At 73.1% G+C, this 20,389-nt stretch carries 19 protein-coding genes; 12 read left to right on the forward strand and 7 right to left on the reverse strand.

Annotation, left to right across the window (positions count from 1 at the left end; translation table 11 throughout):
* Positions 1-159: 159 nt before the first annotated feature.
* Together ACGGAQ_RS10960 and ACGGAQ_RS10965 are read right to left on the reverse strand one after the other, a co-directional pair.
* Positions 160-1,032, reverse strand: a complete 873-nt coding sequence (locus tag ACGGAQ_RS10960) for a class I SAM-dependent methyltransferase (RefSeq protein WP_393047094.1) — start codon at positions 1,030-1,032, stop codon at positions 160-162.
* Between the two features lie 331 nt (positions 1,033-1,363).
* On the reverse strand, positions 1,364-2,122 hold the full coding sequence (locus ACGGAQ_RS10965) for a hypothetical protein (RefSeq protein ID WP_393047097.1): 759 nt from the start codon (positions 2,120-2,122) through the stop codon (positions 1,364-1,366).
* Positions 2,123-2,225: 103 nt separating this feature from the next.
* Here ACGGAQ_RS10965 and ACGGAQ_RS10970 point away from each other — a divergent pair, with 103 nt between their 5' ends.
* Positions 2,226-2,774, forward strand: a complete 549-nt coding sequence (locus tag ACGGAQ_RS10970) for a hypothetical protein (protein WP_393047099.1) — start codon at positions 2,226-2,228, stop codon at positions 2,772-2,774.
* Between the two features lie 19 nt (positions 2,775-2,793).
* Here the strand turns inward: ACGGAQ_RS10970 and ACGGAQ_RS10975 are convergent, their stop codons facing one another.
* On the reverse strand, positions 2,794-3,540 hold the full coding sequence (locus tag ACGGAQ_RS10975) for an SDR family NAD(P)-dependent oxidoreductase (protein ID WP_393047101.1): 747 nt from the start codon (positions 3,538-3,540) through the stop codon (positions 2,794-2,796).
* Between the two features lie 134 nt (positions 3,541-3,674).
* On the opposite strand from ACGGAQ_RS10975, the gene ACGGAQ_RS10980 reads away from it, so the two are divergent.
* Positions 3,675-4,304, forward strand: coding sequence for an HAD-IA family hydrolase (locus ACGGAQ_RS10980; RefSeq protein WP_393047103.1), 630 nt, complete (start codon positions 3,675-3,677; stop codon positions 4,302-4,304).
* A 53-nt stretch (positions 4,305-4,357) separates the two neighbouring features.
* On the opposite strand, the gene ACGGAQ_RS10985 is transcribed toward ACGGAQ_RS10980, so the two are convergent.
* Positions 4,358-5,290 carry a phosphotransferase gene (locus ACGGAQ_RS10985; protein ID WP_393047106.1) on the reverse strand — a complete coding sequence of 311 codons (933 nt, stop codon included), beginning with the start codon at positions 5,288-5,290 and terminating at the stop codon, positions 4,358-4,360.
* Positions 5,291-5,446: 156 nt separating this feature from the next.
* On the opposite strand from ACGGAQ_RS10985, the gene ACGGAQ_RS10990 reads away from it, so the two are divergent.
* Together ACGGAQ_RS10990 and ACGGAQ_RS10995 are read left to right on the forward strand one after the other, a co-directional pair.
* Entirely contained in the window at positions 5,447-5,935 is a 489-nt protein-coding gene (locus tag ACGGAQ_RS10990) for a GNAT family N-acetyltransferase (protein ID WP_393047109.1), read from the forward strand.
* A gap of 79 nt (positions 5,936-6,014) precedes the next feature.
* Positions 6,015-7,157 (forward strand): polysaccharide pyruvyl transferase family protein, encoded by a 1,143-nt coding sequence (locus tag ACGGAQ_RS10995; RefSeq protein ID WP_393047112.1) that lies wholly within the window; start codon positions 6,015-6,017, stop codon positions 7,155-7,157.
* Positions 7,158-7,163: 6 nt separating this feature from the next.
* On the opposite strand, the gene ACGGAQ_RS11000 is transcribed toward ACGGAQ_RS10995, so the two are convergent.
* Entirely contained in the window at positions 7,164-7,370 is a 207-nt protein-coding gene (locus ACGGAQ_RS11000; RefSeq protein ID WP_393047115.1) for a hypothetical protein, read from the reverse strand.
* Between the two features lie 82 nt (positions 7,371-7,452).
* On the opposite strand from ACGGAQ_RS11000, the gene ACGGAQ_RS11005 reads away from it, so the two are divergent.
* A complete protein-coding gene (locus ACGGAQ_RS11005) occupies positions 7,453-7,974 on the forward strand; it encodes a DinB family protein (RefSeq protein ID WP_393047117.1) in 522 nt (173 codons plus the stop codon).
* Between the two features lie 16 nt (positions 7,975-7,990).
* Here ACGGAQ_RS11005 and ACGGAQ_RS11010 read toward each other — a convergent pair whose 3' ends face one another.
* Entirely contained in the window at positions 7,991-8,863 is an 873-nt protein-coding gene (locus tag ACGGAQ_RS11010; RefSeq protein WP_393047120.1) for a carbohydrate kinase family protein, read from the reverse strand.
* 149 nt (positions 8,864-9,012) lie between these two features.
* Here ACGGAQ_RS11010 and ACGGAQ_RS11015 point away from each other — a divergent pair, with 149 nt between their 5' ends.
* Both ACGGAQ_RS11015 and ACGGAQ_RS11020 read left to right on the forward strand, forming a co-directional pair.
* Positions 9,013-12,186, forward strand: a complete 3,174-nt coding sequence (locus ACGGAQ_RS11015; RefSeq protein WP_393047123.1) for an SNF2-related protein — start codon at positions 9,013-9,015, stop codon at positions 12,184-12,186.
* Between the two features lie 76 nt (positions 12,187-12,262).
* Complete coding sequence (locus ACGGAQ_RS11020) at positions 12,263-13,171, forward strand: SWIM zinc finger family protein (protein WP_393047125.1); 909 nt, start codon at positions 12,263-12,265, stop codon at positions 13,169-13,171.
* Between the two features lie 4 nt (positions 13,172-13,175).
* Here the strand turns inward: ACGGAQ_RS11020 and ACGGAQ_RS11025 are convergent, their stop codons facing one another.
* Positions 13,176-13,433, reverse strand: coding sequence for a DUF3040 domain-containing protein (locus ACGGAQ_RS11025; RefSeq protein ID WP_234586377.1), 258 nt, complete (start codon positions 13,431-13,433; stop codon positions 13,176-13,178).
* A 427-nt stretch (positions 13,434-13,860) separates the two neighbouring features.
* Between ACGGAQ_RS11025 and ACGGAQ_RS11030 the strand changes: the two genes are divergently transcribed.
* From ACGGAQ_RS11030 to ACGGAQ_RS11050, 5 genes are read left to right on the forward strand one after another with little or no spacing between them, the layout of a single operon-like run.
* Positions 13,861-15,990, forward strand: a complete 2,130-nt coding sequence (locus ACGGAQ_RS11030; protein WP_393047129.1) for a DUF1800 family protein — start codon at positions 13,861-13,863, stop codon at positions 15,988-15,990.
* Positions 15,991-15,998: 8 nt separating this feature from the next.
* A complete protein-coding gene (locus ACGGAQ_RS11035) occupies positions 15,999-17,390 on the forward strand; it encodes a DUF1501 domain-containing protein (protein WP_393047132.1) in 1,392 nt (463 codons plus the stop codon).
* The gene (locus ACGGAQ_RS11040) at positions 17,387-18,808 is read left to right on the forward strand and encodes a ferric reductase-like transmembrane domain-containing protein (RefSeq protein ID WP_393047135.1); all 1,422 of its coding nucleotides are present in this window, start codon (positions 17,387-17,389) and stop codon (positions 18,806-18,808) included. The genes ACGGAQ_RS11035 and ACGGAQ_RS11040 overlap by 4 nt, the downstream gene beginning before the upstream one ends.
* Before the next feature lie 11 nt (positions 18,809-18,819).
* On the forward strand, positions 18,820-19,416 hold the full coding sequence (locus ACGGAQ_RS11045) for an FMN-binding protein (RefSeq protein WP_393047138.1): 597 nt from the start codon (positions 18,820-18,822) through the stop codon (positions 19,414-19,416).
* 49 nt (positions 19,417-19,465) lie between these two features.
* Positions 19,466-20,188: an FAD:protein FMN transferase gene (locus ACGGAQ_RS11050; protein WP_393047859.1), complete on the forward strand. Its 723-nt coding sequence runs from the start codon at positions 19,466-19,468 to the stop codon at positions 20,186-20,188.
* Positions 20,189-20,389: the final 201 nt, after the last annotated feature.

Consider the following 20,389-nt stretch of genomic DNA (forward strand, 5'->3'; position numbering starts at 1 on the left):
CGTCGCACTACGTTCGTCCTTCCGTGGGCGGGCGGCGACCCGCCGCCGACTGCGGACGACGGCGCCACCGCCAATCCATTCATCAATGTACATCTATTGTCGTCGACGACCTCATCCGCCGGCTGGTGCCGTTGTGGGAGCCAGTGAGTCCCACCGGGGTCAGGCGCGATCCGCGACCATCACCCGGCTGTGGGCGAGTGACGTGGCACTGCGGATCGGCAGGGCGAGTGCCCGAGCCGTGTCGAGCAGGTCGTGGTCGCCGGTGACGGTGAAGCCGTGCCGGGCCAGCAGGGCGGTCATGGCGGCGGGCGTCCAGGTCGAGCGCCATGGCTCGGTCGCCCAGAAACTGCGCCGGCCGGTGGACGCCATCAGCAGCCGTGCGACGAGCCGGCCCAGCGTCAGGGATTTCCCGGGGAGCTGGAAGTTGACGACGAGGCGGCTGTGCGGTGCCGAGCAGGTGGCGACCGCAGCGACCGTCGTGGACACCTCGGCCCTGGTCAGATACGGCACGACCCCCTCCCAGATCCACGTCGTCGGCTCGCCGGAGCGATGCCCGGCGGCTGCCAGCGCCTCGGCGAGCCGGTCACGGCCGAAGTCCACCGCCACGAACGTCGGTGAAGTGCCGGGCAGGCCCTCGGCGCGTTCGCGCTTGTCGCGCTGGCTGCTTGGCTGGTCGACCTCGAAGACCGTCCTGTCGGCGAGTTCCGGCATCCGCCAGGCGCGACCGTCCAGCCCTGCCCCCAGGATCACCACCTGTGAGCTGTGGTGGTCACGTACGGCGTCGTCGATCGCGACCGTGCGGGGCACCATCATCTCGGCGCAGGCCCGTACGGTCTCGTAGTCGACCCGTTGCCGCCACGGCTTGGGCGCGGAAGCGGCGCGTACCCAATCGACGGGCTCCCGCTCGTCGGCGCGGAGCAGGCGCATGGCCGTCGGGTCCGCGAAGCGGCCGGGAGCGATCAGGCCGTCCGCCGCCGCTCGGCCCTGGCAGACGAGCACCGCCGTACGGCTCGCGGATGGCGTCGTCGGCATAGCTCGCGCTCCTGTCCGTGTCGCGGCACCGGCTCTGCGTGCCGACGGTACCGTCGCCGAAGCCGGTCGGCCCGCTGGCCTCGGTCAGCACGATCATCACTTGACCGCACCGGATAGCCTTCGCGGCTATGGGCGCGATCAAACCGTGGCACCTCGCGGTCCTCAGCATCTGTTGTCTGCTGCCGGCGGCTGTGGCCATCGTCGGTGGAGTCTGGGCCGTACGCCGCAACCGCACCCGGCGCTGAGTCGGCGCGACGCGCGGCCCCCGGCTGGGAGTGGCGCTCCGGCGCGGAGCACACCCCCGAGCAGCTCTACACGCCGTGGTCCGGGCTCAGCTCTGGGCGGCGCGGAGCCGTTCCCGCTCGTCCGCCGCGCCGATCGCCGGTCGGTGCTCGGGGTGCTCGACATAGTGGCGGATCGTGTGCGCGAGGAAGGCCGGGTCGACGTGCAGGCGCGCGATCGGCAGCGGATACCCGACGGGTGCTCTGCCGCCCGGCGTCGCCGGAAGCCGCATCAGGGTGAGATTGGCCGCACCCCGGGCTGGAGGCATCGGTCCGCCCGCGAGCAGGCGGTTCCAGGGGAGGAAGCTGCGCCGGATGATGCCCTGCATGGTGATGCCGTCGCGGTCCAGCGCCAGCAATGGCCGGTTCATCAGCAGGACGGCCGCTATGCCTCCCAGGACAAGGACCGGGATACCGATGCCCAGCGCCACGGTGCCTGGAATGTCGGCGAGCCGCAGGCGGTCCTCACCCGGCACCCGTTCCGTCGGCACGAAGCCGCCGGCCAGCCAGCCGAGGAGGATCGACCACGGGCCGATCCAGCGTGGGCTGGCCGGTGCGATGAAGCAGCGCCGGCCGGCGTCCACCTCCCAGGTCGCGGGTCGCTGCCGGACCGACCTGGTGAGCAGGGCATATGCGGCCCACGGCACCAGGAAACAGGCCGCCTGGGCGGCTATCCAGACCAGGAGGGCGACGCCGCGCGGATCGATCCGCCAGGTCACCGGCTCTATCCAGAGTTCGGCGCAGATGCGTAGGGCGAACGCGGCCACGGCGATGGGCCAGATCAGCAGACGAGCCGCGCGAAGGGGCATGACGGCACCGTAGGCGGCTGGGGCAAACGCTCGGGCCATCGGCGCCGCCCCGGCCGGCGGGTGCCGGCGATGGCTCATGTTTCGGGAACGTCATGATGGGCGCGTGCAGGACACCGTCGCCGTCGCGCTGATCACCTCACTGTCCACGCTGGCCGCCGCCGCCCTGACCGGGCTGATCGGTGCGCTCAGCACCCGCCGGCAACTCGCCCACCAGCTCACCGTCGCCCGGCAGGAGAGCGCCGACCGGTGGGCGACCCGGCGTGACGAGCTGCGGCGCGACGCGTACGTCGGGTTCCTCAGCGCCTGTGACGCGGCGTACCGGCGGCTGGACCGGCGGTGGGTCGAGCCGGGCGTGGACAGGGCCACGCCCGGCTACGACGAGACGTACGCGGCGATGCGCGCCGTGGACGAGGCGTACAACCTGGTGTTGTTGGAAGGCCCGGCGGACGTCGCGGCGGCGGGCCGGTCGGTGCTGGCCAGCCTCACGACGGAGTACGCCGAGCAGCGCCGCCTCGCCGACGAGCCGGGCGACGCGGCGGTGCCGCTTCGCGACCGGCACCGGGAGCGCTGGCTCGCGGCCATCGAGGTACGGACCAACCGGCGCGTCGCCTTCGTCGACGTCGTGCGTTCCGTGTCGGGCCGGGAGGAGTGACGCAGCTGAGGGGGCTATCTCAGCTGGTGAAACCCCCGTCCACGTTGACCACCGCCCCGGTCACGTAGCCCGCCTCGGGGCTGGCCAGGTGCGCGACGGTCGCCGCGATGTCGGCGGGGCGCGCGTAGCGGCCGACGGCGGTGAATCCGGCGATGGTCGCCGCGTTCGGCCCGTCCGCCGGGTTCGCGTCGGTGTCCGTGGGCCCCGGGTTGACCAGGTTGACGGTGATGCCCCGGGGGCCCAGCTCGCGGGCCAGACCCCGGGTCAACCCGACCAGAGCGGTCTTGCTCATCGAGTAGAGAGCCAAGCCGGGGAAGACGGCCCGTTCCCCGACGTTGCTACCGATGCTGATGATCCGTCCACCGTCGCCCAGGTACCGCAGCGCCGCCCGCACGGCGAGGTACGGCGCCCGCACGTTCACGGCGATCGTCTGCTCCAGCTCCGCTGTGCCGAGATCCTGCGCGGCGCCGACCAGGAACACCGCCGCGTTGTTGACCAGGATGTCCAGCCGGCCCAGCTCGGCGGCCGTCCGGTCGACGGCGTCCCGGACGGCCGTCGGGTCGGCGCTGTCGGCCTGGATCATCAGGGCCCGCCGGCCCAGCGCCTCGATCTGCTTCACCACTGTTGCCGCCTGCCCGGCGTCCTGCCGGTAGGTCAGCGCCACGTCGGCCCCATCCTGTGCCAGGCGCAGTGCGATACCGGCCCCGATGCCGCGGGAGCCCCCGGTCACCAGGGCGGCCTTGCCACCAAGTGTCGTCGTCGTCATACAAACGATCATGTCGACGGCGCGTCGTCGAGTCTGGCGGCCATCGGACCACTCGTTCCCAGCGCCGGGTCCGTTTTCCGCCGCCGGCCAGGGACGCCCTATCCTCGGGACGGAGCGTACGGGGGAGCATGATCGTGGAGCTGGCAGACGTCGACGCGGTGCTGTTCGACATGGACGGCACCCTGGTCGACTCCGACGCCGCCGTCGAGCGGGCCTGGGAGCGCTGGGCGTCCGAGTACGCCGTCGAGCCGGCGGCGGCACTCGCGATCGCGCACGGCAGACCCGCCGATCAGACGATCCGCCGGCTCCTTCCCTCGCTCGACGACGCAGCGGTCGCCGTGGCGGCGGCACGGCAGTTGGCGTTGCAGTACGACGACCTGTCCGACGTGACCGCCACCCCGGGCGCCCTCGAGCTGCTGTCGACGTTGGCCCGATTGGGGTTGCCCTGGGCGGTGGTGACCAGCGCCGACGTCCGGCTGGCCGAGGCCCGGCTCGGTGCCGCCGGCATCACCGCGCCCGTGCTGGTCACCGTCGAGGACGTGCGCGCGGGCAAGCCGGCCCCGGAGGGCTACCTGCGGGCCGCCGCGCTGCTCGACGTGGCACCGGCGCGCTGCCTGGTCGTCGAGGACGCCGAGGTCGGGTTGCAGGCCGGGCGCGCGGCCGGCGCGATGACCGCTGCGCTCAAGGGACTCGACGGCGACCTGCGGCTGGTCGACCTGACGCAACTGGCGTACGGGTTCACCTCGGCGCCCACGGCACGCTGACCGGCAGCACCGCGGTAACGGCACCGGCAGCGCGACAGCGCCGACCGGCTGCGTCAGGCGAGCCGCTCGGCCAGCCAGGGGAGCAGGGCGTCGGCCTGCGCCTGCTGGAACGCCCGTACGGTGGGGATGCCGGGCGGCGGCGGACGACGGGCGCTGTCGGCGAAGAAGCCGGCCAGTCCGGCGTACACCCCGGTGAGCGCGGCCGGGTCGACACCGGCGGTGAGTGGCAGCCGGCGCAGCATCGACTCGGTGTCGTGCCCGCCGTAGAGCCGGACGTTCAGCAGCAGCAACGCGGTGTCCAGCCAGGCCGGCCCCCGGCAGGCCCACGGCCAGTCGACGACGGTCACCGTCCCGGCCGCGTCGAGCAGCAGGTTGTCGGCCCGCACGTCCAGGTGGCAGAGCGTGTCCCCGGTCAGCGCGGCGACGCCCTCGTCGGCGGCGTGCCGCAGGTCATCCAGGTGGGCCCGAACCCACGGATCGAGTCGTGGCGGCGGGTCGGCGGCGATCCGGTGCCAGCCGGCGAAGTCCCCGGCCAGCAGCTCGGCGGCGGCCGGCACGTGCGCGACGGGGTTCGGGGTGAGCGCGACAGCCATCGCCTCCAGGGCGCCCAGCACGCGGGTCAGCTCGTCCGCCCGCCACGGGGTTGTCGGGTGCCGTCCGTCCACGTCGGAGAAGACCAGTGCCACCCACTCGCCGTCGTCGTGGCAGCCCAGCAGGCGGGGCGTCGGCGCTGTCGGCGGTAGCGCGCCGGCGGTGCGGGCCTCGGCGCGGTGCATGACCGGGCTGTCCGGGTTCTGTGCCGGGCTGACCGCCTTCACGAAAGCCCGCCGGCCGGTCGCGGTGCGGACCCGGTCGGCGGTGCCCGGCGAGAAGCCACCCGACTGGGACACCGCCTCGACCACCCGATCACCGATGATGCCCTCCACCGCGGATCGGACCGCCGCCGGCAGATCACCCCAGCCGATCCGCGTCGCTGTCCCCTTCATCCCGCCACGGTGCGCCGGCCCCGCCCCGACGAACAACCGATTTCCTCAGCGGAGGGGCGCCGGGTCGGGGAAGCCTCGTCACGGGTATCACGGTGGCGGCGTCTGCGTGGTTCTGCTGCACTACGCGCTGGATCAGACATCGAAGGGGAGGCCCCGGTGGAGTTGACATTGACGCCGATGACCGAGCAGGAACTGGCCCGGCTGTGGGAGCCGCTGGAGGTGGGATACGCCGAGGATCTGGTCGCGCACCGGGGCATGACGCCGGAGGCGGCCCGGGAGCGGTCGGCGCAGCAGCTGCGGGAAGGGCTGCCGGCGGGCGCGGCCACCGAGGGGGTTCTGCTGCGGGTGGCGCGGGTCGACGACACCGAGGTCGGGTGGATCTGGGTGAGCCTGCCCGGGGTGAGTGACGCGGCCGGCCCGACCCGGGCCTGGATTCAGAACATCGAGGTACATCCGGCGCACCGGGGGCGTGGCCACGCGCGGCGGATGATCCAGCTCATCGAGGCCGAACTGGCCGGACTCGGGGTGCCCGAGCTGGGCTTGAACGTCTTCGGAACGAACACCGTGGCGATCGGGCTCTATCGGAGCCTGGGCTTCGAGGTCACCGCGCAGCAGATGGCCAAGCGCATCGACCCGACGGGCTGAACCACCCCGGCCCCGGTTCAGGACTGTTCGCCCGACCAGCGGGAAACCGCTGCGGACCGCACCCGGGGAGGAGCGACGGATGACGCATGGCGCCGGACTGACCATCGGTGTGCTCGGCTCGTACGGTGGCCGGAACCTCGGCGATGAGGCGATCCTCACCGGTCTCCTCACCGATCTACGCATGCAGGAACCGAACGCCCGGATCATCGTCTTCTCCCGCAACCCGGAACACACCCGCGCCGCCCACCCGGACGTCGAGGCGGTGCCCTGGGAAGGCATCAGCCGTACCGACTCGGCGTTGGTGCTGGCTCAACTCGACCTGCTCATCCTCGGTGGCGGCGGGATCCTCTACGACCGGGAGGCCCGCCGCTATCTGCGGGTCGTGCGGGTCGCCCAGGAACGGGGCCTGCCCCTCATCACGTACGCGGTGGGCGTCGGGCCGCTCAGCGACGCGGTCGACACCGGCATGGTCCGGGAGACGCTCGCCAGCGCGACCCAGGTGACCGTCCGCGACCAGGAGTCCCGGATGGTCCTGGAAGAGGCGGGACTGCTCAACCCGATCACGGTCACCGCCGACCCGGCGTTCCTGTTGCAGCCGGCCGACTTCCCGGCCCACCTGCTGGCCGAGGAGGGGGTGCCGGCCGGTAAGAGGCTGGTCGGGATCAGCGTGCGGGAGCCGGGACGGGCAGCCGAACGCCTCGACGTCGACGGCTACCACCGGCTGCTGGCCCAGATCGGTGACTTCCTGGTGCACCGCATCGACGCGTACGTGCTGTTCGTGCCCATGGAGCGCGACGACATCCGGCACTCGCACGGGGTGTTGTCGCACATGGTCGCCGCCGAGCGGGGGCGGATCCTGCACGGCACCTACTCCCCGGAGCAGGTGCTCGGGCTGATGCGCCACTTCGACCTGGCCGTCGGCATGCGTCTGCACTTCCTGATCTTCGCGGCGATGGTGGGCACGCCGTTCCTGCCGCTGCCGTACGCCGGCAAGGTCTTCGACCTGGCCCAGCGGCTCGGTGTGCCGGCGCTGCGGGGCGTAGAGCGGGAGGTGGAGGGGCCGCTGCTGGCCGAGGTCGACCGACTCTGGGACGAACGCGAGAAACGCGCCGAGGCCACGGCCCGTCGGGTCGCGGAGGTCTGCGAGCAGGCGCGGGGCACCTCGGAGGTCACCCGTGGCGTGCTGGACAGATTGCGCGCTCAGGCCCTCACCCGAGTCTGACCCGCGTCACACCGCCGGACCGGTCCACCGGTAGCGCCACTCGCGGCTTTCCTCGCGGGCGGACTCCAACTCGTAGATCTGCGCCTCCGCCAGCCCACCGGACCCGATGTGGTGGTGGGTGAGCGGCGGCCGGCCGTTGGTGTCCAGTTCGACGGTCACGGTCTGCCCGTCCGCCGCGCCGCCGACGAGGAGGATCTGCACGGATGAAGCCATGCGCCCATCCTGCCCGTCGCGAGGGCGCCTCGCAGCGGGATGCGGGGCAGCGCGAGGGGCCCGACGTGGTTACGGTCGGCGAATGACGGAGCAGCCCATCGATCCGACGCTCGGCCCGGTGCTCGCCCGCGTCGGCGACGAGCGCGCCGTGCTGGACTCGTTCCTCGACTTCCATCGTGGCGTGGTGCTGCGCAAGCTGCGCGGCCTGTCCGACACCGAGGCGGCCCGCCGGCTGGTGCCCTCCGCGACCACGCTCGCCGGGCTGGTCAAGCACCTGACGCTTGTCGAGCGGAACTGGTTTCCGGTGCTGCTGGCACCCGAGCCGGGCGACGTCTACCTGACCTCGGAAGAGGACGCGATCGCGAGCTTCACCCTCGATGAGCGCGACACGGTCGCCGGGCTCGTCGAGGCGTACGAGCGGGCCTGCGCCCGGTCCCGGGCGGTCGCCGCGCGTTTCGACCTCGACCACGTGGTGCCGCACCCGCAGCTCGGCGAGGTGTCGGTGCGCTGGATCCTGGTCCACCTGATCGAGGAGACCGCCCGGCACGCCGGCCACGCCGACATCCTGCGCGAACTGACCGACGGGTCGACCGGCGCGCTCTGAGTCCGGCCGCCCGTCGTCATCCGGCGGGTAACAGGCCCGGCGGATACTCCATGCCGTCGTGGGCGCAGGCCGCCGCCGCGACCCGTGCCGCGTACCGGGCGGCCTCGGTCAGGGACTCGCCCCGCAGCCGCCCGACGATCAGCCCGGCCGCGAACGCGTCGCCCGCCCCGTTGCTGTCCACCACGGGCCCCGGCGCGGCGGCGGGCGGCACCGGGACCCGCGTGCCGTCGCCCGGGTACAGCTCCGCGCCGTCCGCGCCCCGGGTCACCACCACGGTCCGGGGCGCCAGCGTGCCGGCGAGCGCCGTGGCCCGATCGCCCAGCCGCACCCCGCTGACCAGGACCAGGTCGGCGACCTCGGCGAACGGCCGGTGGTAGGGGTTCGTGCCGTCCCAGTCGTGCAGGTCGGTGGAGAGCGACACGCCCGCCGGGAGCGCGGCCCGCACGGCGGGCAGCAACGGCACCACCCAGTCCATGATCGAAAGGTGTACGTGCCGGGCGTCCGCGACAAGCTCGGCCACCTCCGCGGGCGAGAACGGCGGGTCGCCCCGCCACGGGCGCGGGTCGTACAGCGAGGTACGCCGGCCGCCCGGGTCCACCAGGTTCACCGACCGCCGGGTACCGCCGCGGTCCTGCGCCAGCACCGCCGGCACCCCGGCCCGGGTCAGCGCGGCACGGACCAGATCGCCGGCCGGGTCCGCGCCGAGGGTGTCGACCACCCGTACCCGCAGCCCGAGCGCCCGGCCGGCCAGCGCCACCCCGGCGCCGGTGTTGCCGATCCGGAGCTCGATCGGTTCGACGGTGTGCGAGTCGGCGGCCGGCAGCGGCAGCGCGGGCACCCGAACCCGCACATCCACCCCGAGCCCGCCGACAACCAAGAGATCGACCATGGGCCGACGCTAGCCCAGCCCGGCGTGGACACCCCCACACCGCCGACCTGGAGTCGATCACCCCGTCGGCGGCGGGTGTCGTGCGGTGGGCGCTGACGCTCGTCGCCCCGGGCCGCCTATCCTGGGCGCGGGCGGCGGAGGGGGAGTAGGTGCTGGTCATCCATGGGCTGTGGAAGCCCTGCGACGCCTCGACCGCCGGCCTCGCGGTCTGGGCCGAGGACAGCGCCGCGCCACCGGCTCCGGCCCGCCCCGGCAGGCCGCCCCGGGAGCGCCCGCATCCCTTCGCCGCTGGACACGCGGACCTGGTCGCGGCCCTCGCCGACGCCGCCGAGCCGGCCCGCCCGGCCACCGCGCTGCTCACCCTGCCTACCCGGGCGGGCGCGCCGACCGACTCACCCGAGCTGATCCGGACCACCGTCGCACCCCCGGCCCGCGGCCAGCTCACCCTCGCCGCGTGGCGGGTGCCCACCCTGGTGTACGCCCCAGACGACGCCCTCGCACTGCTGCGCGCCCTGGACGACCTTCCGGCGGTGCCCGGGGCGACCCTGCGTCACCTCGCCGAGCTGGCCGACTTCGCCGCCGACCTGGTGGCCCGAGGCCGCGTCCTGCCCGGCGTCCACGCGCCGACCGACCCGACCGACCGGGCGGCCGAGGTGGTCGCGCGGGCGGTCTGGCGTCCGCTGTTGACCGGCACCGACGCGGGCTGGGCGCGGTCGCTGGCGCTGGCCCTACCGCCCGCCGCCCGCGCGGCGGCGACGTCCAGCGCCACCGAGGTGACGGGTGCGGCGCTGGTGGCGGACGCGCTCGACGCGCTCACCGACGCCGCCGCCCGAGCGGCCCTCGCGACCACGACGCTGGCCCGAGCGGTGCGCCCCGGCGGGCCCGCGCCGGCTTGGTTGGCCGCGCTCGCCGGCCCTCGCCGCGACTTCACCGTCGACCGGGCCGCACTGGACATCCTGCGCGCCGAACTCGACAACTGGCAGCGCGACGCGGCCGGCGGTGCCGTCCGGGCGAGCTTCCGCCTGGTGGAGCCGGCCCCGGACGAGGTCACCGAGCCGATCCTGGCCACCCGCCCGGTGCCGGGCGACGTGCCGCCCGCGGCTGTTCGCGCGGGCGGCGGTGAGCTGGCCGAGGGTGGCCCGACAGGCGACGAGGACTCCCCGGCCGCGCGGTGGCGGCTGGAGTTCGGGTTGCAGGCGGCCGATGAGCCGGGTCTGCACATCGACGCCGGGGAGGTCTGGCGGGCGCACACGCTCGACGGTCTCGCCGACCGTACGGCCAGCCCGCAGGAGACCCTGCTCGCGGAGCTGGGCCGGGCCAGCCGGCTCTGGCCCGACCTGGACGCCGCGCTGCGCACCGCCGCGCCCGAGGCGATGGAGTTGGACGTCGAGGGCGCGCACCGGTTCCTCAGCGAGGGCGCTCCGGTGCTGCACGCCGCCGGCTTCGGGGTGCTGCTGCCGTCGTGGTGGCGGCGTCCGTCGGCGCGGCTCGGCGCTCGGTTGCGCGCCCGCAGCCGGACCGCGCCCGGCACGGTGGCCAGCACCGAGGCCGGCGTCGGGTTGGACGCGCTCGTCGACTATCGCTGGGAGGTCGCGCTCGGCGACCAGCCGCTGTCCGCCGACGAGCTGGCCGCGCTGGCCGAGCTGAAGACCCCGCTGGTCCGGCTGCGCGGCCGATGGGTGGAGCTGGACCCGGGTCGGCTCGCGGCCGGTCTGCGTCTGCTGCGCTCGGCCGGCGAGCTGACCGTCGCCGACCTGTTGCGCCTCGGGCTCGCCGACGGCGACGACACCGAGGCGCTGCCGGTGCTGGAGGTGACCGCCGACGGGGCGCTGGGCGACCTGCTCGCCGGTGCGGTCGAGCGCCGGCTCACCCCGCTCGACCCGCCGCCGGGTTTCCAGGGGACGCTGCGGCCGTACCAGCGGCGCGGACTGGCCTGGCTGGCGTTCCTGCGGTCGCTCGGCCTGGGCGGGGTGCTCGCCGACGACATGGGGCTGGGCAAGACCGTGCAGTTGCTGGCGCTGCTCGCCGGGGACCCGCCGGAGGCCGGACCGACCCTGCTGGTCTGTCCGATGTCGCTGGTCGGCAACTGGCAGCGGGAGGCGGCGAAGTTCACGCCGACACTGCGGGTGCACGTACACCATGGGGCGGAGCGGGCGCGGGGGGCGGAGTTCACGGCGGCAGCGCACGGCGCGGACCTGGTCCTGACCACCTACTCGGTGGCCGCGCGCGACGCCGTCGACCTGGCCGGCATCGACTGGCACCGGGTGGTGGTGGACGAGGCGCAGGCGATCAAGAACGCGTCGACCCGGCAGGCCGAGGCGGTCCGCGCGCTGCCGGCCCGGCAGCGGGTGGCGGTGACCGGTACGCCTGTGGAGAACCGGCTCGCCGATCTCTGGTCGATCATGCAGTTCGCCAATCCGGGGCTGCTCGGCCCGGCCGCCACGTTCCGCAAGCGGTTCGCCGAGCCGATCGAGCGCCACGGCGACGTCGAGGCCGCCGAGCGGCTACGCCGGATCACCGGCCCGTTCGTGCTGCGCCGGCTCAAGACCGACTCGTCGATCATCTCCGACCTGCCGGAGAAGCTGGAGATGGAGGTGCTCTGCAACCTCACGGCCGAGCAGGCAGCCCTGTACCGAGTGGTGGTCGACGACATGCTGGCCCGGATCGAGACCAGCGACGGCATCGAGCGACGCGGGCTGGTGCTGGCTACCATGACGCGGCTCAAGCAGGTCTGCAACCACCCCGCCCAGCTGCTGCGCGACGGCTCGGCGCTGGAGGGCCGCTCCGGAAAGCTGGCCCGGTTGACCGAAATCCTGGAGGAGGTGCTGGCGGCGGGGGAGCGGGCGCTGCTGTTCACCCAGTACGCGGAGTTCGGCGCGATGTTGCGCGGTCACCTGTCGGCGCGGTTCGGCCGGGAGGTGCTGTTCCTGCACGGTGGGCTCGGCAAGGCCGAGCGGGACGCCCTGGTGCAGCGCTTCCAGTCGGCCGACGGCCCGCCGCTGTTCGTCCTGTCCCTCAAGGCCGGTGGCACCGGGCTCACCCTGACCGCCGCCAACCATGTGGTGCACGTGGACCGGTGGTGGAACCCGGCGGTCGAGGACCAGGCCACCGACCGGGCGTTCCGGATCGGGCAGCGCCGGCGGGTGCAGGTCCGCAAGTTCGTCTGCGCCGGCACCGTGGAGGAGAAGGTCGCCGCGATGATCGCCGACAAGCGCGCCCTCGCCGAGCGGGTGGTGGGCACCGGCGAGCAGTGGATCACCGAGCTGTCCACGGGTCAGCTGCGGGAGCTGTTCGCCCTGGAGGCCGGGGCGGTGGTGGAGTGAGCGAGCGGAGCGAGCGAACCATCAGGCACAGCAGCTCGGTGCCTCGCGTCGGCACGGAGCGCAGCGGAGTGGCGACGTGAGCGACTTCGCCGATTACGGCCGTCCGCGGCGGGTCGACGGTGGGCTGCGGGCGCGCAGCGCCCGGGGCGCGATCGGGCGGTCCTGGTGGTCCCGGCGCTTCCTGGAGGTGCTGGAGTCGTTCGCGCTCGGCACCCGGCTGACCCGTGGCCGGTCGTACGCGCGGGCGGGTCAGGTGCTCCGGCTCGACATCGCACCGGGCCGGGTCACCGCCCAGGTGCAGGGTTCCCGGCCCCGGCCGTACGAGGTCTCCATCGCGTTGGCGACGTTCCCGGCCGCGCTCTGGACCCGGATCGAGGACGAGCTGGCCGGGCAGGCGTTCTTCAGCGCCCGCCTGCTCGCCGGGGACCTGCCCGACGAGTTGGAGGAGCTGTTCGTGGCGGCGGGCGCCCCGCTGTTCCCGGCCGCCGTGGACGAGCTGATCCAACGCTGCAACTGCCCCGACTTCGCGGTGCCGTGCAAGCACCTCGCGGCCACGTTCTACCTGCTCGCCGAGGCGTTCGACGCGGACCCGTTCGAGCTGCTGCACTGGCGTGGCCGCTCGCGCGCGGACCTGCTCGACCGGCTGCGCGCCCGCCGGGCCGAGGCCACCGGCACGGTTGTGTCGCCCGCGCCGGCTGCCGCCCCCGGCGACGTCGCGTCCACTTCGGACGACGGGTCGTCCGCAGTGGACACGCTGCCGCCGGTCGGTGCGGCCCGGGCGCTCGCCGGGCTGGCGACCACCCCCCTCGCGGAGGCGGTGGACCGCTTCTGGGCGCCGCCGGTGCCGCTGCCCGACCGGCCACCCCGGCTGGCGACCGGGCCGGATCTCCTGCTGCGCCAGCTCGGCCCGCCGGCGCCGGCCATCGGAGGGCCGGGCCTGCTGGAGCGGCTGCGTCGCGCGTACCGGGCGTTCGGCCCGGGGTGAGCCCTCACGTCCAGCGGCGGCGGAACCGCCACATGATCGCCGCGTTGGCCACCAGCACCACCGCGCAGATCGCGCCGGCCAGCCGACCGGCGAACACGGCCATCGCCGGGAGCGACGCCCACAGCACGATGGTCAACAACATCAGGTAGCGGCCCCTGCGGGCTCGGACCCGGTGGTCCAGCCGGGCGAAGAAGGCCGGGTCACTCTCCCGGAGCTGACGGGTGATCTGGTCGAACCTGCGCTGATCCTCTTTGCTGAGCATGGCGCTGCCTTCCCCTCACGCGTTCAGCGGTTCGGCGGCATACCCGCTGCGGCAGCGGCTCACGCTCGCCCGCTCCTCCTTTTCCCAGCGTGAGGACACTTCACGTCCGGCTTAGCCCAACCTTAAGTTTGCCTGTGGTGGTGAACGACGCAGAACGTGCCGCGTACGGCGGTCTGGTCCGATCCGTACCCGGCTGCCGTACGTCCGCCCTGCTGGGAAGGTCGGAGCCCGGCCCCTGTCCCCGGCCTGCCACGAACGCGGTGGTGAGGGCTGTCTTAAGTGCCCTCACCGGCCTGTTCGGCTCACCTTGAAGGCACCTGAGCGCTTGGTTACCTTGCCGTAGCAACCCCCTCAGGCAACAGTCGCCGCACCTGCCGCACCCGCTCGGTCGCAGCTTCCGGCGCTCATCAGAAATCGGGATTGGTACATGGCCGACCAGAATGTGCCACCACGTCGACCGCGGGACGACCGCGGCTGGGACGGACGCCAGCACCACAGCGCGGACAGTTACGGCGACCCCACCGCGTCCGCGTCGTACGGATACGACTCCCCCCACCCCTACCAGGGTGGCTACCCGGCGCAGGGCGACCCGCGCGAGCAGTACGGCGACGGGTACGCGCACGCCGGACAACCCGCCCCCGCCCCGCGTGGGCCGCAGTGGGTCGGCCCGGAGGGTCTGGGTCGTCCGGCCCCGGCGCGTCCGGCCGGTGCTGGACTGCCCACCCTGGACGATGACGACGAGCCGGGCCGCAAGGTGGGCCGGCGCAAGGCCATGGTCGCGCTCGGTGGCACCGCCGCCGTCGTGGCCGGTGGCGCGGCGCTCGCCATGACGCCGCAGTTCCGCAGCCTCTTCGGTGACGAGGCGGCCGCGGGCGACGCGACCGGGAGCGCCGTCACCGACGGCACCCTGGCGCGTCCCAGCGGCCAGCAGCCCAGCACGGTGCGTACCTACACCGAGCAGAACGAGAGCTACATGGGCTCCCGGGCCGGCGAGGCGCTGAAGAAGAACGCGCCGACCGGTGGCCGGACCTTCTCCGGCCCGGCGGCGGCCGCCGCGGAGACCACGGTGACCGTCAAGACAGTGCTCGCCAAGGACCCGATCCTGCACCTGGCCCGGCGGGCCACCTTCGGCGCGACGCCCGCCGTGGTCGCCGACATCAAGAAGCAGGGCATCGACGGCTGGATCCGGGCGCAGCTCGACCCGGACAAGATCGAGCCGAGCAAGGCCGAGCTGAAGCTCGCCGAGCTGCCCACCCAGGCGCTCTCGGTGCAGCAGTTGCGCGACCAGCGCGACAAGCTCAACGAGCAGGGCGCCCAGCCGGAGCGTGAGGTGGTCGACGCCACCCTGGCCCGCCAGATCTGGTCGAAGCGCCAGCTGTTCGAGGTGATGGTCGACTTCTGGAACGACTTCCTGCACGTCGCCGCCGACTTCGACGGCGGCGAGGTGTACCGCACGTCGTTCGACAAGGACGTGGTGCGCAAGCACGCGCTGGGCAGCTACCCCGAGATGCTGGTCGCGGCGAACAAGCACCCCGCGCTGCTGATTTACCTGAACCAGAAGGACTCCCGCAAGGACGCCATCAACGAGAACCTCGCCCGGGAGAACCTGGAGCTGTACTCGGTCGGCGTCGACGGCGGCTACAAGGAGGGCGACGTCCGGCAGGCCGCCATGCTGCAGACCGGCCGTGGCGTCGACGACAAGGGCCAGTACGTCCTGCGCGTCAACCAGCACTACATGGGCAAGGTGAAGATCCTCGGCTTCACCCACGCCAACACGTTCAGCATCAAGGACGTCAACAACCCGACGACCAAGGAGATCGCCGCCGTGGACGCGGCGATCGACAAGTACATCACCTACATCGCGCTGCACCCCTCGACCGCGAAGTACGTGGCGCAGAGCCTCGCGACCCGGTTCGTCTCGGACACCCCGCCGAAGTCCCTCGTGGACCGGCTGGCCAAGTCGTACACCAGCAACAACGGCATGATCAAGCCGGTGCTGATGACGCTGTTCAGCTCGTCGGAGTTCTGGGCGGCGGTGGGCCAGAAGGTGCGCCGGCCGATGGAGTACCTGGTCGCCACGTACCGCACCCTGGGCGTCTCGCCGGAGGCGTCGGCGAAGAACGACAACGGCGACAACAAGCGCACCCCGTTCGCCCGGGGCCTGCGGCAGATCCACGACAAGCTGCGCGAGCTGGGCCAGTACCCGATGGGTCAGCCCACCCCGGACGGCTACCCCGACGTCTACATCGCGTGGACCTCGGCCGGCACGATGGTCAACGGCTGGAACGAGGCCGGCGAGATCATCGCGGGCTACCGCACCTCCTTCACGTACACGGCACCGGAGAAGCTGGTCGCCAAGCCGCCGGCCACTGCCGGGGCGTACGTGGACGCGCTCGCCCAGCGGCTGATCCACCAGAAGCTCACCGCCCGGGAGAAGAACCTGATCCTCGGCGTCGCCGGCGTCTCGGCGACCACCAAGGTCGATGCCACGTTCAACGGGGCCATCACCGCCGTCGCGCGGGCGATCCTCGCGTCCCCCCAGCACCACCTCCGGTGAGGCACCCGATGGAGAAGACTGTGTACAACTCTTTCCCCCTGCACCCCGAATGCCCCGACCTGGGGCGGCTGGCCGACAACCCGACCGAGGCCCTGCTGCGCGCGGAGGCCGACATCGTCGCCGCCGAGAAGGCCGCCGAAGCCGACCGCTACCGGTCCCTGGAGGATCTGGAGGAGGCCCAGCAGGACGGTCGCGGCGTGACCCGGCGGACCTTCGTCGCCGGTGCCGCGGCCACCGCCACCGCGCTGGCCACCGCCCAGTTCGTCACCACCTCGGCGTCGTTCGCGGCGACCAAGACCGGCACGCTGATCCACGTCTTCCTCTATGGCGGGCTGGACGGGCTGAGCCTGGTCGCACCGGACAGCGACCCGGCACTCACCAAGGGCCGGCCCGAGCTGCTGCTCGGCAACGACTCGCTGGCCCTGGCCCGCGGTTTCAAGCTGACCAGCGCGTTCAAGCCGCTGGAGAGTTACCTCAAGGCCGGTCAGCTGGGCTTCATCCCGGCCGTCTCCGACGAGCGGCTGTCCCGCAGCCACTTCCAGGCCGCGGACGCCTGCAACCTGGGTGGGCTGCCGCACGAGACCGGCGGCCGGGGCTGGCTGGACAACCTGGTCGACAACCTCGGCACGGGCACCGCATTCCGTGGCGTCGGGATCGGCAGCACCCTGCCGCGCTCGCTGGTCGGCAACAACGGCGCCCTGTCGCTGAACAGCGTCGGCTCGCTGCGGCTCAACGGTGACGACAAGTTCCGGGCCGCCACCGAGAAGGCGATCAAGGGACTCTTCACCGGGATCAACCACCCGGTCGAGGAGGCCGTGCAGGACGGCATGGGTGCGCTGGCCACCGCGCAGAAGCTCGCCGCCAAGCCGTACCAGCCCGCCGCGGGTGTCAAGTACGAGGGCATCGGCAACGCTTTCCAGCAGCTCGCCCAGCTCATCAAGGGCGGTGCCAACGTTCGGGTCGCCACCGTCGGCATGGGCGGCTACGACACGCACGAGAACCAGGGAACCCAGGAGGGCGGTCAGCTGCACCGCCGACTGGGCGAGCTGGCCAGCGCGATGGCCGCCTTCTTCACCGACCTCGGTCCGCAGGCCGCCGACGTGACGATCATGGTGTCCAGCGAGTTCGGCCGGCGGGTCAGTTCCAACAAGGGCGGCACCGACCACGGGCACGGCGGCGTGGTCACCGTGCTCTCCGGCAAGAAGCTGGCCAGCTCTCTGCTGGGCACCTGGAACGGCCTGGACACGTTGGACTCCGGTGACGTGCCGGAGTACAACAACATGTTCAACGTGTACGGCTCGGTGGCGCAAGGCCGGTTCGGCCTGACCAACGCGCAGGTGGAGAAGATGCTGTTCCCCGGTAGCGACCGGGCCTACAAGCCGATGAAGCTGTACGCGTGACGCATTCGCACACCCACGCCGCCGGCCGCCGCACCGGGACGACCTCGTCCTGGCACGGCGGCCGGTCGGCGGAACCCGTACCCCCGCAGATCCCGGCCCGGCGCGGACCCGGCGGCCGGCGGCTGCTGGCCGCGCTGCTCCTGGTCGGGCTGCTCGCCAGCGTGCTGCCCTGGTGGCTGGGCACCCCCGCCGGCTCGCTGCGGACCACCGCGGCCACCGTCACCGCGGCCGGCCGGATCACCGGCCTGATCGCCGGCTACCTGCTCCTCGTGCAGGTGCTCATGATGAGCCGGCTGCCGGTGTTGGAGCGGTGGATCGGCGGCGAGCAGCTCGGCCGCTGGCACCGCGACATCGGCGCGACGCTGCTGGTCGCCGTGCTGTCGCACCTGTCGCTGATCCTCGTCGGGTACGCCGACCTGCGAAACCAGTCGGTCCTCGCCGAGGTGGGCACGCTGCTCGGCGGCTACGAGGACATGCTCTCGGCCTTCGTCGCCACCGGCATCATGCTGGTGGTCGGCTTCAGCAGCGTCCGGGCGATCCGCCGGGCGCTGCCCTACGAGGCATGGCACCTGCTGCACCGGTCGAGCTATCTGGTGCTGCTGCTCGGTTACGGGCACCAGTTCACCCACGGCGCGCAGCTCTACAAGCCGGGCCCGGTGCGGACCGGCTGGATCGCCCTGTACCTGCTGGTGGTCGCCGCCCTGCTCTGGGGCCGGGTGATCGCGCCACTGGTGTTCAACCTGCGCTACCGGCTGCGGGTCGCCGACGTCGTCGCGGAGAGCCCGGACACCATCTCCATCTACCTCACCGGGGAGCGGCTGGGCCGCCTGGAGATGCTCGGCGGGCAGTACTTCCGCTGGCGCTTCCTCACCCCCGGCAGCTGGTGGCAGTCGCACCCGTTCTCGGTCTCGGCCGCCGCCAACGGCCGCTGGCTGCGACTCACCGTCAAGGTCGTCGGCCGGCACACCGCCGACCTGCGCGACCTGGACCCGGGGACCCGGGTCTGGGCCCACGGCCCGTCGGGCACCTTCACCGCCGCGCACCGGGTGCGCGAGCGGGCGCTGCTGATCGCCGGTGGCAGCGGCATCACGCCCATCCGGGCCATGCTGGAGGAGCTGCCGCCCGGCGCCGCCCTGATCTACCGGGCCCGTACGCCTGCCGACGTGCTGCTCAGCCGGGAACTGGACTGGCTGGCGCAGGAACGCGACACGTCGATCTGGTACGTCATCGGCTCCCGCGACGACCCCGGCCCCCGCCAGCTCATGAGCCCGGACGGGCTGCGCCAACTGGTGCCCGACGTGGCCCGGCGCGACGTCTACCTCTGCGGGCCCCCCGGGCTGGTCGAGCAGTCGGTGCGCGCGCTGCGCCGTGCCGGCGTGCCCCGCCGGCAGATCCACCTGGCCACCTTCGAGCTGTAGGAAGGCATCGCATGCGTCGCGCGTTGTTCGCGATCACCGGTCTGGCCGCCAGCACCACCGCCCTGGTGGTGCTCAAGGGCTCGCCGGGCGCCACCCAGGTCGCCCAGAACCTGCCGACAGCGCAGCCGGTCAACCCCAGCGGACCGGGCGTCGACCCGAGCGCCGACCCGGCCGCCGAACCGACCGGCGCAGCGCCGAAGCCGTCGGGAACGGCCGACGCGCCCACGTCGCCCAAGCCCACCAAGAGCACCGCCCGCCCGTCGGGCACCAGGACCACCGCGAAGGCCCCGACCGCGCCGCGCACCACCACCAAGGCGCCTCAGCCGACAACCCGCCGGGTGACCGGATCGGAAGTAAAGAACGAGTACGGGTACGTGCAGGTGCAGATCGTGGTCTCCGGCAACAAGATCGTCGACGCGGTGACGTTGCAGCTGCCCAGCGGTGGAGAGTCCGACATCCACAGCGGCGACGTCCGGAGCATGTACAACGGCTCTGGCGGTGAGGTGGTGCAGAAGCAGAGCGCCAACCTGAACACCGTCTCCGGCGCCACCGAGACCAGCAACTCGTACAAGCAGTCGCTGCGGGCCGCGATCGAGCAGGCGTTCTGACGTGCCGGCGGCGATGACCCGACCCGGGCTGTGCCGGGTCGAACAGATCATGGGTACGGCGATCACCCTGGACCTCGCCGACGACCTGCCCCCCGCGCGGCTGCGCGAACTGGCCGACGAGGTCTTCGCGTGGATGCGCGAGGTGGACGGCCGGTTCAGCACGTACCGGACGGACAGCGAGGTGTGCCGCTTCGACCGGGGTGAGGTGCTGCTCTCCGAGGCGTCGGCGGACCTGCGCTTCGTCCTGGAGGCGTGCGCCGACCTGTGGGGCGCCACCGACGGGTTCTTCGACGCGTACGCCACCGGGCGGCTCGATCCGTCCGGGTTCGTGAAGGGCTGGGCTGCGCAGGTCGCCTCCGATCGGCTGCTCGCCGCCGGCGCGGCGAACCATTGCGTCAACGCCGGCGGCGACGTGCGCGTCCGCGGCTTCTCGCCGTCGGGGGAGCCGTGGCGGATCGGCATCCGGCACCCCTGGGACGCGATGGCGACGTGTCTGGTGCTCGCCGGCACCGACCTGGCCGTGGCCACCTCGGGGGTCTACGAGCGGGGTCGGCACGTGTTGGACCCCCGGCGGGGCGCGCCGGCCAGCGGGCTGCGCTCGGTGACCGTGGTCGGCAGCGACCTCGGCGTCGCCGACGCCTACGCCACCGCCGCCCTGGCAATGGGAGCGGCGGGGATCGGCTGGCTGGACCGTCTGGGCGACCACACGCACGCGGTCGTCACCGACGACGCCCGTCAGTTCCACTCCACCGCGCTTCCGCTGACGGTCTAGACGCGTGTCTTCTGGATCCGGGCGCGAGCCGGCGATGATCCGGAGAGACGGTCTAGCGCAGCGGGCGATGGGTGCCGGCGGGGCGGGTGCCGGTGGGGCGGGGCCGCCCGGGGCGCGAGCCGGCCGGGCGGGTGCCCGCCCAGCGGTGCCGCGGATGGCTGCGACGGGGCGGTTCGGTGCCGCCGGGATACGGCGACCTGT

The sequence above is a fragment of the Micromonospora sp. NPDC047557 genome (assembly GCF_043205095.1).
Classification (GTDB): Bacteria; Actinomycetota; Actinomycetes; order Mycobacteriales; family Micromonosporaceae; genus Micromonospora.